9 protein-coding genes and 1 pseudogene are annotated in these 14,538 nt (G+C 54.2%); 4 read left to right on the top strand and 6 right to left on the bottom strand.

Translation table 11 applies throughout. The features are described 5' to 3' along the window. Window positions 1–17 precede the first annotated feature (17 nt). Window positions 18–1,664: a GMC family oxidoreductase gene (locus KUF73_RS11295; protein WP_218438122.1), complete on the bottom strand. Its 1,647-nt coding sequence runs from the start codon at window positions 1,662–1,664 to the stop codon at window positions 18–20. 224 nt (window positions 1,665–1,888) lie between these two features. Here KUF73_RS11295 and KUF73_RS11290 point away from each other — a divergent pair, with 224 nt between their 5' ends. Further along, on the top strand, window positions 1,889–2,809 hold the full coding sequence (locus tag KUF73_RS11290) for a LysR family transcriptional regulator (RefSeq protein WP_218438121.1): 921 nt from the start codon (window positions 1,889–1,891) through the stop codon (window positions 2,807–2,809). A 130-nt stretch (window positions 2,810–2,939) separates the two neighbouring features. On the opposite strand, the pseudogene KUF73_RS31360 reads toward KUF73_RS11290, so the two are convergent. The 5 genes and pseudogenes from KUF73_RS31360 to KUF73_RS11265 form a co-directional block, all read right to left on the bottom strand. Further along, a pseudogene (locus tag KUF73_RS31360) lies at window positions 2,940–3,056 on the bottom strand (NAD(P)-binding domain-containing protein); the annotation flags it as partial. Window positions 3,057–3,065: 9 nt separating this feature from the next. Further along, a complete protein-coding gene (locus KUF73_RS31675; RefSeq protein ID WP_371135455.1) occupies window positions 3,066–3,242 on the bottom strand; it encodes a hypothetical protein in 177 nt (58 codons plus the stop codon). Window positions 3,243–3,272: 30 nt separating this feature from the next. After that, a complete protein-coding gene (locus KUF73_RS11275) occupies window positions 3,273–3,413 on the bottom strand; it encodes a hypothetical protein (RefSeq protein WP_218438118.1) in 141 nt (46 codons plus the stop codon). Between the two features lie 463 nt (window positions 3,414–3,876). Then, a complete protein-coding gene (locus KUF73_RS11270) occupies window positions 3,877–8,997 on the bottom strand; it encodes a hypothetical protein (RefSeq protein ID WP_218438117.1) in 5,121 nt (1,706 codons plus the stop codon). A gap of 71 nt (window positions 8,998–9,068) precedes the next feature. After that, a complete protein-coding gene (locus tag KUF73_RS11265) occupies window positions 9,069–10,031 on the bottom strand; it encodes a hypothetical protein (protein WP_218438116.1) in 963 nt (320 codons plus the stop codon). A gap of 242 nt (window positions 10,032–10,273) precedes the next feature. Here KUF73_RS11265 and KUF73_RS11260 point away from each other — a divergent pair, with 242 nt between their 5' ends. From KUF73_RS11260 to KUF73_RS11250, 3 genes are all read left to right on the top strand, one after another. Beyond that, window positions 10,274–11,041: a hypothetical protein gene (locus KUF73_RS11260; protein WP_218438115.1), complete on the top strand. Its 768-nt coding sequence runs from the start codon at window positions 10,274–10,276 to the stop codon at window positions 11,039–11,041. Window positions 11,042–11,334: 293 nt separating this feature from the next. Beyond that, window positions 11,335–13,062: an ATP-dependent endonuclease gene (locus tag KUF73_RS11255; protein WP_218438114.1), complete on the top strand. Its 1,728-nt coding sequence runs from the start codon at window positions 11,335–11,337 to the stop codon at window positions 13,060–13,062. Beyond that, window positions 13,052–14,470 (top strand): UvrD-helicase domain-containing protein, encoded by a 1,419-nt coding sequence (locus tag KUF73_RS11250; protein WP_218438113.1) that lies wholly within the window; start codon window positions 13,052–13,054, stop codon window positions 14,468–14,470. Before KUF73_RS11255 ends, KUF73_RS11250 begins: the two co-directional genes overlap by 11 nt. The last annotated feature ends 68 nt before the right edge of the window (window positions 14,471–14,538 follow it).

Here is a 14,538-nt window from a genome sequence, read left to right as displayed (position 1 = left end):
CGATTTCAGCGCAACACTCAAACCATCATGGTCGCGATGTGCTCGGCAGCCGCGATAGTGGTCACGTTAGTGGCAGCGGACATGGCATCCGGGAATATCGAGGCATCGACCACTCGCAATCCCTTGAGCCCGTGTACACGCCCCTGCATATCCACGACCGCGGCCGGATCGCTGACCAGCCCCATGGGCGCAGTACCTGCCGGATGCTCGTAGCTGTCCAGCGTGGCCTTGATGGCGGACAGTAGTTCTTCATCACTCTGGGCGCCCTCACCCGGCATCAGTTCGCTGGCGATCATCTCGCTCAACGGTGGACGTTTAGCAATGCTGCGCGACAGTTTTACCCCCTCAAGCAACCGCTCACGATCGTGTTTTTCAGCCAGGAAGTTCAGGTCGATACGCGGCGCGACGGCTGGATCGAGGCTATCGAGCCAGAACTTTCCACGCGACAGTGGACGAGTCAGGGCGACCGCCAATACAAACCCCGCACCGGTAGGACTTTTGTCCTGGGGAAACAGGTGCGTCGCCGTGATATGCAGGTCCAGTTCACCGCGAGAGGTTGTCGAACTGTGGGTCCAGAGAAAGGCCCCAATCGGCGGTGACTGGCTGCCAAGTTTTTCCGGGCGCGCCGCGTAAGCGTTGAAGTAAAACGGATGGTCAACCAGGTTCTGCCCCACCGGCAAATCTGCCACCACTGGTAGCCCCAGACGGCGCGAATGCTCGGCAGGCGCAACGCCTGAACGCATGAGCACCGCAGCGCTGCCGTAAACACCAGCGGACAACACAACCTCATGAGCGCTGTAGGAGGCTCCATTGGCCAGTCTGATGCCGGTTGCGCGTTTTTTATCGAACAGCACCTTATCTACCAGACCATCCGAGATGATCGTCAGGTTGGGGCGCGCACGTACAACGGTGGTCAGGTAGGCCATCCCGGTATTAATACGCTCGCCATCGACGACGTTCATGGCGTAAGGGCCGACACCGTTTGCATCCTCACCATCGAAGTCAGCAACTGCCTTGTACCCTGAGGCCACTGTTGAATCAATAAACGCGCGCTGCATCGGCGTGACTTCGGCGCGACTGAGTTGATGAACCGGCAACGGCCCTTTTGCGCCATGTCGCCCCGTCGTCCCGCCACTGTGCGTCTCAAGCTTGATGAACGCCGGCAGGACTTCATTGTAGCTCCAGCCCGGGAGATTCCAGCGGGCAAAATCCTCTGGCCGAGCTCTCGCGGCTACAGCGCCATTGATGGCAGAACTGCCGCCGACGACCTTACCCCGGATGGCCAGAATGGGATGCCCAACATAACCTGGCTCGGTCTTGTAACCCCACTCGAAGCGCGGGTCGAGATTAGCGCCCACCGTGGCCGACTTTACCAGCTCCTTGGGGTAGCTGTCGGGTGCATAGTTGTTGCCCGCCTCGAGCAGCAACACACGACGCTTGGGATTCTCGCTCAAGCGCGCAGCCAGCACCGCACCTGCCGATCCTGCGCCGACTATGATGACGTCAAACGCGGCATCACCCTGGCCGTTACCGAGCTTGCTGTCCGCGTACGCATCGCGGCCGACGCCCAAAGCACCACCGACGAGGGTGGCAGCGGATAACGCCAGCGTTTGCCCGAGGACTTTTCTTCGACCGGGATTGATTAAATCGGTTGGATCACTCATGAAATCACCTCATATGGCCGGCTCTGCCGGGAATGGTCCAGGCGAAATCTATGCGTCGTGGCGTACAAGGAACAGGCAGTAAAAACCGATCCGCTGTTCGCTTTTTACGAACGACAGGAGAAATGACCGATTAGAGGGTCATGGCATAAACTGGCATGCCACACGCCTTGCTCTCAGTAAGGACGGTGGCGTCCCGCCAACAGACAGAGCAAAAGGCGAAGCGATTGAATAAGCTGGTCGAAATGAGCACGTTCGTCGCAGTGGTCGATGCGGGCAGCCTGGCAGCTGCTGCACGGGCCTTGGGCACAAGCAAATCAGTGGTCAGCACTCGACTCACGGCATTAGAGTCGCGACTGAAAGTAGCATTGTTCAGACGCGATCGTGAGCTGCATGTCAATGATGCCGGCCTGCGCTTCTACGACCACTGCGTCAGCATCTTGGACGACGTGGCCAACGCCGAAGATGGAATGCAATCTACCTATGCCGGCTTTAGCGGAAACTTGCGGATCGCGACACCCATGGTGCTTGGACATCGTTATTTGTCCCCAATTCTGACCGAGTTCGCTCTCGCCCATCCCGACCTGAGACTCGATATTCGGGCCAGTGATGACTTCGTCAATCCGTTGGATGAAAGCTTCGATCTGATCATTCGTGCTGGCCGAATTCCTGACGGCGCGGTCGTCGCCAAACCTCTGATCCCCAACCGCCACGTCCTATGCGCCAGCCCTGACTACTTGACCAGACATGGCGTTCCACAACATCCCGTCGAGCTGCGCGATCATCATGGTTTGTTCTACAGCCTTAGCCAAAACGACCGTTACTGGAGCTTGCCAGTGGGTGACGAGCTACAAAGGTTCAGTATTCGTTCGCGATTACGAAGCGATAGCGGCTTCCAGTTGCTGGATGCCGCAAAAGCCGGCTTGGGGATCACTATCATGCCCACCTTTCTCGTTGCCGATGCCATCGTCGCGGGCGAGTTGGTGGTCGTACTTGCGGATTACGCGCCCAAGGGCAGTACGTTCTCAGTCATATTCAAACCCTCCAAGCGAGGCTCACAGAGAATCAATGCGCTGGTCGATTTGCTCAAGGCTCGCCTGGGCAACCCGACGATCTGGGATCTGGCAATAGACGCACTTAAACAGTAAGTGCATGCACTAAAGGCTAAAGCGCAATTCCATTTGATTAAGGTCTATCGCCAGACGCGAGAGATCTCCGCTGGCAGCGGAAGCCTGATTCGCTCCCACGGCAGTTTGCCCCGAAGGCACCCAATTCGACCAAGGGCTGCACCGAACTCGGCGAGCGGTTCCAGACCCAAAGTTCGTGACCACCCTTGAGCAGGTTAGCGGCCATGGTCCGGCCCATGCTGCCGAGGCCGACGAAACCGATTTTCATGAGCTGTTCTCATGGATAAAGGTTGTGTATCTGCGTCCGACAAAAGATCGCCTTGCAAACATTCGGAGGCAAGCTTGCTCCCACAGTCGCATAGTTGTTGCTTGCCTCAAGTAACACTACGCGACGCTTCGGATTTTTGCTCAATCGCGCAGTCATCACGGCACCGACTGATCCTGCGCCGACGATAATTACGTCGTACTCAATATCACCGTTTCCCTAGCTGAGTCTGGCGCTGGCAGAAGCATTGCTGGTGATGCCCAGTCCGCCACCGCCAATCAGGGTTGCAGCGGACAGCGCCAATGTTTGTCCGAAGACTTTTCTTCGCGCGGGATTGATTAAATCAGTTGGGTCACTCATGAAACCATCTCGTTTTGCCGGCTGTGCCGGGAAAATTCAAGGCAGAATCTATGCGCCGCGCCGCGCTGGGGACAGGCAGTAAAAACCGATCCAGCGTTCGGTTTTTACGAACCACATCAGCGCTGATCGATTAGGTTGAGCGGAAATGGTTCGCAAACTTTTCAGAGCTTGTGACCTATCGTAATCGCCTCTCCTCTCGGCTGCGCCTGGTTCAGCATAGCTTCACCATTCGCAATCCACCGCCGGGAGGTATGAACTCGCTACCGCCTGGCATCGAACCAGACAACGGATTTTCAGAAGTTCGCTACCGATTCTTTGACGTAAGCGCTCCAAGGAGACGTGGAAGATAGGAAATGTCGCGAGCCGTGACCGCTGGGTCAGCGTTTACTTCCGTCCTAACAGGAGCCAGCTTCTGGCCTAGCTCCCCCGCTGCTACTGCGGGGGAGCGTTGGATGGCCAGCTCCTAAAAAGAAATTCTTCGTGTCCTGATCAGATTTTCCCGCAGGTAGTACGCCCTCGCGGAACCGGTTTCTACCAAGCCGGTAAGCAATCCTAGACAAGCGTTGTACATGCTGCGCGTCAACGCTGCTCGGTTCTCAATTTGCAAGTAACGAGCCATGGACATTTCGAGATAGAAAGCCGTATTTAGCTGTCGGGAAATAATCGCAGTATCGGCTGAAAACTTCTCCGCCAAGATGAAAATACCATCCTCAAAAAACAGTTCATGGAAGTTGTACATCAATGAACTGAGTGCCTCGAAAACGTGGCTGTTATGCCCCGAGGTCCGTACAAAGTCTAAAAGATCGTAGGCGCCAACCTGAAGGCACGCAGTCTCGCTGGGGTGGCGCTGCCAATGGCTGTCGGAATAAAGCATGCCCCGAAGCAACGTATTCAAATCATGCTGGTGGCCAGCGTAGGGATCATTGACCTCTGTCGCCGCAATGGCGTGTAGCCCAGGTGCAAGTACCCTCCACAACGTCCAAATCGCATCGAAATCGCTCTTCTTCTCCATGGCAATATCAAAGGCTAATTTGACCAGGTAAGTAAAGGTGGGCGCCTTCGAGCACCCGACACGCAAAACCTCGCGCACCGGCTCGAAATTTCTATGTTTTGAATGCACCACATGCTCTGCCAAGCAGTCCTGAATTTGTTTCTTTATCTCGTAGTGTATTTTTTCCTGGCTACCTTGCCGCGGCTCCCGGTATTGATCCTCGTAAACAAAACCGACGATTTTCTTGAGTAGCCGAATGTGGTCTTCTTCCTGATTGTTGTAAGGAATGAGCAACATGGGCAGATGAATTAGCCACGGAGCATGGCTTTCGAGCGAGCAGTCTTCGACACTCAACGGGAAATGCCCTGCCAATATATCATCCCTGAATCGAGCAATCGTCTCGCTCCAATCCTCACGCGACTGAGCGGAAACATCGCCGACGTAATGATGATGTCTGCGGGTTTTCGCCGTTTCCAGCCTGAAGCGAGCATGCTCCACTGCCCCAGCCAGACAGCGGGAGGCGAAGTCATGGTTGCTTGACCAAAGGTAGGTCCTTACCCCTTTCGCGGCGGACGCACATACATGCAAATTGGCATGAGTCAATGCGGTGACGATTACAGATTCCAGAATTACCACGTCTTCAGCATGCAGCTCAAAATCGAACATTTTGGCCAGTACGAATGCGCACGCCGCCGCGCCATCCTGATCAGTCGCATCAACCGCAGAGTGATCGTCTAGATTGTCTGCATGCATGCAGACTGTGTCGAGGATGATCTCAAAGCACCATTCTTTGTCTTCATCTGACAGTTCGGCCCCAGCGTCTCGAATGCAAACAGCTGCCGTGGTTGTGATAGCGCCGACGGCCATACTTTGAAAACCTAGAACCATCCCTGTCTCAAGCGCAGTTATGAGCCCTCGCGCCTCCGCGACAGCATCCTGGTAGGTGGCATAACGCGCGGTGTCGGGGCTGAGGTCGTCGAACGCCTTTCTGGACCACACGTACAATCGCTGAACCACCGAATCGTACGAATGCTTGTCATTGAACTCGCGTTGAACCTGCTGAAGGTCCTCAGGCAATGCAGCACTTGATTGTAGAATTAGTCGATTGTTCTTCCGGTCTTCTACCGCTTCCCAAGCGCGAGTATCCACACGGTGGATCATGAACCGTAAATCACTGTCCTTGGTAACTTCCGCCTCAGCGATGAAAGCGTCGACTATCTGCAGAGCTTCGCCCCGCAAGCTCTCATGAAATTGGAACTTGACCAGTAACTCTTCCAGCGTCTCTGCGCGCCATGGCCGAAGGGCTGCCTCTCTGCGCTCCTCCGCGTAAAATTTCGCCATCACGTCACGATGCATCATGGTCCCAAACCAATTCATCTCGGCGCCGCCCATCTCCTGGACCTTACGCTGCAAATCCAGGTTATAAAGTCGGAAACTTCTCAAGAGGGGCAGCGCCGAGGCCCCCACCTTACTAGAACAGGCAACGGCGACAGAGGCTAGAACGGAAGTCGGCATTACCGAATTGCTCGACCGTAGGAGGTAGTCATACAGCCAAACAATTTCACGTTCCTGCGTACAGGCGTTAACCCACGCAAATAGCCAATTTTCCAATGCCATCATCGCGCATTGCAGTACGCCCGGTAACGTGGAATGCCCCCTGTAGCCTTTCCAGAGATGCGGGGAAGCATACTGAAGCACGCGATGCCCATCAGCCAGTTGCAGTTCAATTCGCTCCACGGCCATTTCTTCGGTAAAACCGAACCCCAATGTCTGTTCAGAACGTGCACCAAACTCTGACTCGGCTTGCTTCTGTGCCGTGGTATTACACAAGTTGATGATGAAATCCAAAGCCTTTCTGGGATGTTGCCTCAACAGATATTTGAAAGGGCCCTTGGCGCCGCTGGCAGGTGAAAAGCCACGTTCGACGTCTAGCCCATAGGATTCCTCAACGTCCAGTCGCTGACGCGGCATGGGCCACGAGGGGTCAGATTCAGGCTCCTCCCTCTTCCATTCATGCAGCGCCAAACGGATGACGAAATCTGGGCTACGCATGCAGAGCATCGGCATAGCATCGCCCATCAGCGCCAACTGAGTCAGCTCATCCACGTAGCTCGGTCGCTCTGAGCGCTTCTTGGACCGGAATACGTCGCGCTCGACCAAGGCACTAAAGTCTTGCTCGACCGCCGCCGAGACCTTCAATAAAACCTTAAGAATTTTCTTCCTGAGTGAGTCACGCCGGTAGTCATCCTTGATGCGTTCAAGCAGAAACAGCGCTAGCAGCCCGACGCATTGCGAGCCGTGGGGAAGCTCCTCCCAGATATTTATTTGCTCGCACCAAGTGCTCAGCACTTCCGCGACTTGGGTACACGTCGGCTCGGCCAGCTGTTGCCTGGCGGCGTAGGTAAAATCAACCAAGGCATTCCACCCATCTCCATAAGGCCTTAAGAGCAACACTTTGGCCAGTCCAGTCTTTTCATCTATGCCAAGCGGGACATTGTCTCCTTCAACGGGGCGCTGACAGGTGATCCGCAATATGAAGAAGAAACGGATCAGCATGTCTTCTTTGTTTTGCAGTAGCAGAGGCTTGAGTGAGACTAAAAAGTCTTGGGGATCCGGACATTGCAGGACGGCCGCAATCGCCTCATCTTTCCAATAATTTTCGATGCCCCCATCTGTAAGTATCGTTTCCAAAAAGCCGTTCAGCCCTCTGCGTGACTTCAATTTGTGGTGCAGCCACAGTCTAAATCCGCGGTTGATTGCGGGTTCATTGCCGATGTTGGTCAGGAAATTTGCGGGATGCCCTTCGCTGTCAATGTATTCACCCTCGATGAACTCCTCCAGCGCCCAGTCTTCCAAAACGTCGTGACTAGGGCTGATCAGCGAAGTACGCGGGTCCCGGTAAATGAGATGGTCTTCTTCTAGCTTGGCAATGACTTCCGCATCGAACTCAGCGTCCCTCACCCCGAAGACCATGCGTTTGGCGCGCAGCTTGGCCACGGCAATAAACGTAGCCTTGCGTCTACCCGGCATGCCGGCCTTGCGTTCTGTGCTTTTCGCAATCACTGAGTCCCAGACAATGGTCCGAAATTCTGCTTCAGTATCTTGCGGTTTAAAATGCGCACCGTTACCAATCGCTCTGACCGCCAAATCGATGAAAAAAGGGATTTTCAGAATGTCGAAGAGCAACTCATTTGAAGTCAGGGCGTTTAGCTCTGGGGTCTGCTCACAAAGCTGACTGACCTGATCTTTTGAAAAGCCTTCGATGTTGACACTGCTGAAAGCAATGCCGCTTGGCTGTAAATAGTTGAACGTCAGTTGCTGGTACGCATAATCGCGGCCGGTGGCAATAATGGTCCAGCCCTGTTGGCCCTTGATGAAGTTGAGTAAATCAATAAATGCCGATTGATGCTGGAGCTCTAGGATCTTCTCCACCGACTCGATCACCAAAACCTTCTTACTCAACAACGCTAACTGCCCAGCAATCTGACTCAGGGTTGAACGCATTCCGAACGCAGTGAAAACGTCGTTTAGGTGGGACTTATCGAGATCTTCTGCGCGAAGATAAAATACGGCCGTGTCTTGAAGTCTGACGGACACAAAGTCTTTGACGATGCCCGATTTGCCGGCGCCCCTCCCCCCGGTGACGAAAAGGAAGCCACCTGGATTATAAGCATCGGCGATAGCAGCCAACTGCTCATCCCGATGAATATGCGTCCCGTTGATCGAATTGGATATTCCGGAAACAATACGTTCGCCGCGATCGCGCAACCTTTCAATGTCGCTATCAAGTTCAAGTGCGACAGGTCTGGCGAATAACGTCGCCAGCTCTGGCGGTGCATTATCAAGGGTAAGCGTGCCCCCGTTCTGGTTATATTCCTGCACTGTCGTGATGACTTTCGCCAGGACCAGATGGGGAGGCTGGTGCGAATGACACTGGATCAACGCTCCCAGCAAGCTGGCCACCACAGACGCCTTGGCGTCCACGTCATAGGAGAGCAAGTAAAAGATCTTTAGAAAGCTCCACAGCTCATGGTCACTGAGTTCCTGACCGCCGTTGGCTGATTGCAATTGGCTTTTGAAGATGCGTAACCGTTCGAGCTTGGTCTTGCTGGTGAAGCCTTTGGTCTGGGATTTACGGATGAATTCATCAGCGTTTGCTGAGTACCGAGCCCACTCGAGCACGGGCAATGTATGGTTTACATCGAGTTTGGGGAGTGGCCCGGTGATCAACGCAATCGCATCGTTTTGCGGATCGAAAGTATCACTGGTGAAATCCGCCCAAGCCCCCTTCACCACTTGCGCAAACATTGAATCTTCAGCGTCACTGGTCGTGATTTCGTGCTTAACCTGCGCATAAAGCCTGCTCACAGTGCTGTGCGCTTCGCCGGCGACGACGACAAAGTCATCGGTCTGCACCCCGTCGTATTTGTTCTGGAACTTGATTTGCTGCGCTTTTGCACTGGACGGTAGGCAAGGCAGAGGCGAGCCTGCCAGCAACGCGACGGCAAATGCAGCTTGCACACGAGTTTCGAAGTTAACCCCACCACCACCAGTTGAGAAGGGGTTGCTTTGAGCTTTTAGATCATCATTCATGCCGCATTTTTCCTAGTGCAACTGATGGTTTCGGTGGCCGGCCGACACTCTCGGTTTTCATTTCCACTCGCTTAATGACTTACCACCGGTGGTTTGTAATCGCATTTTTCTCGGGTGAAGTCGGTGGGCACAATCACTGATGCCTCAAAGAAGGTGCCAAAGTCAAAATCCTCCAGGCCATAAGGCGCTATAAGCACTGATTCCTGCGCGCTGCCCAGAAACACCACCGGGCGCGCGGGGTCGACGTTTGCGCACTCATGCGCGTAATTAAAATCCAGCGCATGCGCCATCAGATACACCTTCTCTGGTAAGCGGCTGTCATTCAACTGCCCTCCCGACCAACTCAATCCAAAAAACAGGATCACCCCGGAAACCCCGATGAACAACAGTGAGTACAGCGGTACCGCCGCAAAAGGATCGCTACCGACATGTTTGTCTTTAAGCCAGGCCAGCACGGACAAAACATGCGCGGCGGCTGCCATTCCGGCCACCGCCAGGGCGAAAGGTACCAAAAGCTTGAACAACACCAGTCCGGTGGTCATGACCAAGGTAATTGGGAATGCCGAAGCATCAACGTGAAAAACCCCATTGACGAAGCCTGCCGCCTTCCCCCGAGCATAAAAGATGGCGCCTGATAAGATCAGCGAAAGCAGAAACTTGGTGACCGAGAAGCGCCACAACGATCTGACCAAGGTCGAGCGCTCCAGCGAGACCCCGACGAAAATCGTACTCAGCGCCACTGCCCACAGCCGCAACGCCAACGTATGCTGACTGAGCCACTCAATGTCACTACTTGCAGATCGCGTGATCGCAAGGATGATGCTGACACAGCCGATGACCCCCAAGGACCACCTGACATCGAAGGACTCATCCTCTTGGCGCCGCTTCTGTGCGTTCAGGTGCTCGGCCAAACGAGCGCTGATGTGTCGCACAAAATACTTCAGCGAATTGTCATCCTTCCCATAAAAATCCAGCTCGCTCCCTTTCAGCTCTTGGTGTATGCCTTCAACGCTTCGCTCAATTTCCTTGGTCATTCGCTAATCCATTCACATACCTAATACTCATGTCGCGATTCGGAAGCCTTCAACTCCCTGCCGCCTCCGGATCATTCCCTAATGGTAAGAGCAATGGAAGCGCGGCCGTTGAAGAGAGGACACTCCGGACTGTCTATGCTGTGCAAACCTTTCACGCCTCAGCCAACTCATATCCCCAACCAAGAGCTAGCTATGACTGAGCAAATCTCAAAAAACAAGAAAAGCCCACAGTTCTTTTTCAGGTGTGGGAGCCCTTTCGGCAGTCAGTAATAGAAGAAAACCGCTTTTACCTTGAGCAAGCGAAAGGCAGGCTGCTCTCGCAGTTCAACGACATAGACAGAGAGGCTGACGCAGTGGGAGAACGGTGGCTTGAAGATCAAGCCCCATATTTCGATTCAGGCAGAGACGATCCGGGAAGTGCCTATGAGAGCGCCTACGACCATAGCGTCGAGTTTTATCGGCTGTTGAGTGAGATGCGCGATCAAACTCGGCTGAGCATAATCGCCGGCATGCTCCATGAGTGGGATAAGAAGCTACGTAGCTGGCTGGTGAAGGAGATTAGGCATTGGCACGATGGTGAGGAAGTCCTCAAGAAGACATGGTCAGCCAACTTCGACGAAATTGCCGAGCTTCTGGACGCTACGGGCCTAGCCAAACAGAACACAGACTACATGCGAAAACTCAGTACGTATCGCTATGTGATCAATGTCTATAAGCATGGTGATGGCAGTGCTTTCGAAACGCTGAAAGCCAACCATCCAGAGTTTTTGAGGAAGTCCCCCATCGACGAAATTCTTCCAGAATTCACGTGGATGGATCACACGGACCTCACTGCAACGGACCAACAGCTAGATGAGCTTTCAGATACGATCATCGAGTTCTGGAAATCCATCCCACACGAGATTAACGACGATACGGTGACTTGGGCGCCACAGTGGTTTGTTAAAGCTCAAACCAGAGATAGCGCAAAGAGCCAACCTAAGAAACCGACATCTAGCCCGGCTGGTTAACCTAACCTCATGAGTTTCGGGGGGGATTTATCCCTCCGTGCGTATCTGCTATTGGCCTATTGTTACGTGTCGCCACCGGCAGAAATGGACAGCTCTTCGCCGATCAGGGTGACAAAGCGTGCTGGTCAAATCTGATGCTATCGCTGATTAGGTCGAATGTTGGCATCTGGCCGTGAAGTGCTATTTCACATGAATAGCTCGACTTCGGCACCCTAGTGGCTTACCAGGTGGCAGAAGCTATGCTCCTGTGAGGTATCGACCGAGTATCGTTCTTATCGCATGGAGGCGCGCCAATGGCACGGATTCGCAAGCTAGAAATACAGAACTTCCGTTCGATCCAACAGCTGAGCTGGTCACCTTCCCCTGGATTCAATTGCCTAATTGGGCCGGGTGACAGCGGAAAGTCTACCATTCTGGATGCCGTTGAGCTTTGCCTAGGCGCCAGGCGCAGTGCCCCCTTTGGGGACAACGACTTCTACAACCTCAACGTCAATGCGCCGATCACTATCTCAATTACACTGGGCGATCTGCCCGACGACCTGATCAATCTTGATAGCTACGGCGACTTTCTACGTGGTTTCGATGCTGCATCTGGTGCCATCGAAGACGAGCCACGGTTTGGCATCGAGACCGTTCTGACTCAACGCTTGATCGTTCATAGCGACCTTGAGCCATTATGGGGACTCTTCTCCAATCGGGCCGAGCAGCAAGGTCTGGAGCGCAACCTTTCCTGGAAAGATCGCTCCCGCATCGCACCTGCGCGTATTGGTAGCTTCGCGAACACAAATTTGTCGTGGAGTCGCAACTCGATCCTCAATCGGCTCACTGATGAGCGTCCGGCATTAGGGGAGGCGCTCGCAAATGCTGCGAGGGAGGCGCGAAATAACTTCGGTGCTCAAGCGGGTGAGCAGCTTCAACAGCCCCTTCAGGTCGTCACGGAAACAGCCAGAAACCTTGGTGTTCCAGTGGGTGTATTCGCACAAGCGCTCCTGGATGCGCACTCAGTGTCCATCGGGGATGGTGCAATCGCACTGCACAACGAGCAAGGGATACCGTTGCGCTCCTTAGGTACAGGCTCATCTCGTTTGCTTGTGGCCGGACTTCAACGCCGAGCCGCTGAAGCTGCCTCAATCGCGTTAGTTGATGAGGTGGAATTTGGTCTTGAACCGCACCGCCTGGTTCGATTCATGGATTCTCTCGGAGGTAAGGAGCCCCAACCGCCACTTCAGGTGTTCCTTACGACCCATTCGCCCGTGGCGCTGCGCGAGCTTTCGGGCAATCAACTTTTCGTTGTTCGAGCTCAAATTGGATTCCATGAGGTTCGTCAGGCAGGCATTACCGATGACGTTCAGAGCACCCTTCGAGCTGACCCTGAGGCGTTTTTGGCCAAGCGGATCATCGTATGCGAGGGTGCAAGCGAAGTCGGTCTTATGCGAGGGCTCGATCAGTTCTGGGGGGCACAGAGGTTTCCCTCTTTTCTGGCCACTGGAGGCGCATACGTAAACGTAAGCGGAGGAAGTACCGACAACTGTTATCTGCGAGGCAGTGCGTTGTTGAGCTTGGGCTACCAGGTTTTCGTGATCGTTGACGCTGACAAACCGCCAACCCCAGCTGTTCGAGATGCCTTCCACTTTGCGGGTGGTCAATCAGCAACATGGGGGCAAGGTCGTGCCTTGGAGGACGAGCTATTCCTTAGCCTGTCCGATTTGGCGATCGACGCCTTGTTGGCCAAAGCGCTCGAAGTCAGGGGGCCTGACATCGTGGCAGCGCACATCCGTGAGAAGTCGGAAAATGCACTTTCGCTAGACATGATTCAAGCTTCACGACCGGGTTTGCCCTATTCGCCATTGGTCCGAGGCGTTCTCGGAAGTGCTTCACGTATCCGAAAGAACGGCTGGTACAAATCTGTCACCACCTACGAATACATTGCCAAGAACATCATTGGCCCTGACTTACCTAACGCGAACCCAGGCTCCCAAGCGATCATCAACAGGATTAGGGATTGGATTCATGCCGCCTGAGATCAATATTCTGGCGTTCCAACGGGGCTCTGTCACGGCGCCTGCTGGGTGTGGAAAAACGCAGCTCATTGCCGATACCTTGGCACTGCATATGGGCCTCAAACCTGCGTTGATTTTGACCCACACCAACGCTGGGGTGGCAGCATTACGCGCCAGAATGTCACGAGCGAACATCCCGAATGCATCGTATGTAATTGCAACCTTAGATGGCTTCACCATGAAGCTCATCAGTCGGTTTCCGGCGAGAAGCGGGCATGACCCAGCGATCATGCTTTTGCAAAATCCCAGTCATGACTATCCCGCTATTCGAGCCTCCGCGATTGCGCTTTTGAGTGGACGCCATCTTGATAGCGTACTGCAGGCCAGCTATGCGTATTTGCTGGTCGATGAATATCAGGATTGCAATGAAGCACAACATGCGATCGTTACCTGGTTGGCGCAAGCACTCCGCACCTACGTCTTGGGCGACCCGATGCAAGCGATTTTCAACTTTGGGGGAAACAGGCTTGTCGATTGGGCTGCTGAGGTGATCGTTCATTTCCCTCCTATCGGGGCTCTAAGCACCCCTTGGAGGTGGCGCCGAGCAGGTACAGAAGAGTTCGGGAGGTGGCTACTTCAGGCAAGAGGGCTGTTGGAAGCGGGACAGCCTATTGACTTGGGGACGGCGCCCGATGAAGTCGAGTGGGTGCGAATACAGGCTGCTACAGCTGATGCTCAACGACGCACAGCTGCCCTGGTGCGACTTCAGGATGGCGAATCGGCCTTGATAATTGGGGATTCCAGAAACACTGCTGGCCGCCAGCGACTCACGAGCCAAACTGCTGGAGCCACTACCGTCGAGAGCGTCGATCTTCCAGACCTCATATCATTCGCCAGAACCTTCGTTCCCACCGTAGAGCAGTCGCTGAATCAGCTTGTTAATTTTGCAGCGAGTGTGATGACGGGCGTTGGCGCGGCCGCGTTTTTACCTAGGATTGAGATCATTCGCAATGGCCGAAATCGCACTGCTCCGACTCCGGCTGAGCACTGCGCGATTACCTTCCTCGACACGCTGACACACGGTAGCGCGGCCGAGCTTCTGCAATGCCTATCTAGACAACAGGGGGCGCATGTATACCGACCCGAGTTACTGCGCTGTTGCCTGGCAGCGTTGAGAGTTGCGACGATAGAAGGGCAGTCCCTGTACGCCGCTGCAGCTCAAATTCGCGAAAGAAATCGTATGCTCGGCCGACCACTGTCACGTCGTGCGGTAGGCAGCACATTGTTGCTCAAAGGCTTAGAAGCTGAAATTGCAGTTATCCTGCAACCAGATGAGATGAACGCTAAGAACCTCTACGTGGCGATGACCCGTGGGGCAAAGAAGCTCCTCATTTGCTCTCAAACTCCTATCCTTCATCCCCCAAGATAACTACGAACTTGGAAATGCTGGCCAAAGGCACCACATCGGAAAATGAGGTGGGTTGAACGTTTAAGGAA

The organism is Pseudomonas sp. PD9R, from assembly GCF_019200975.1.
Classification (GTDB): Bacteria; Pseudomonadota; Gammaproteobacteria; order Pseudomonadales; family Pseudomonadaceae; genus Aquipseudomonas.
The sequence above is the reverse complement of the archived record's forward strand: the minus strand, read 5'-3'. Positions and strand labels throughout refer to the sequence as shown.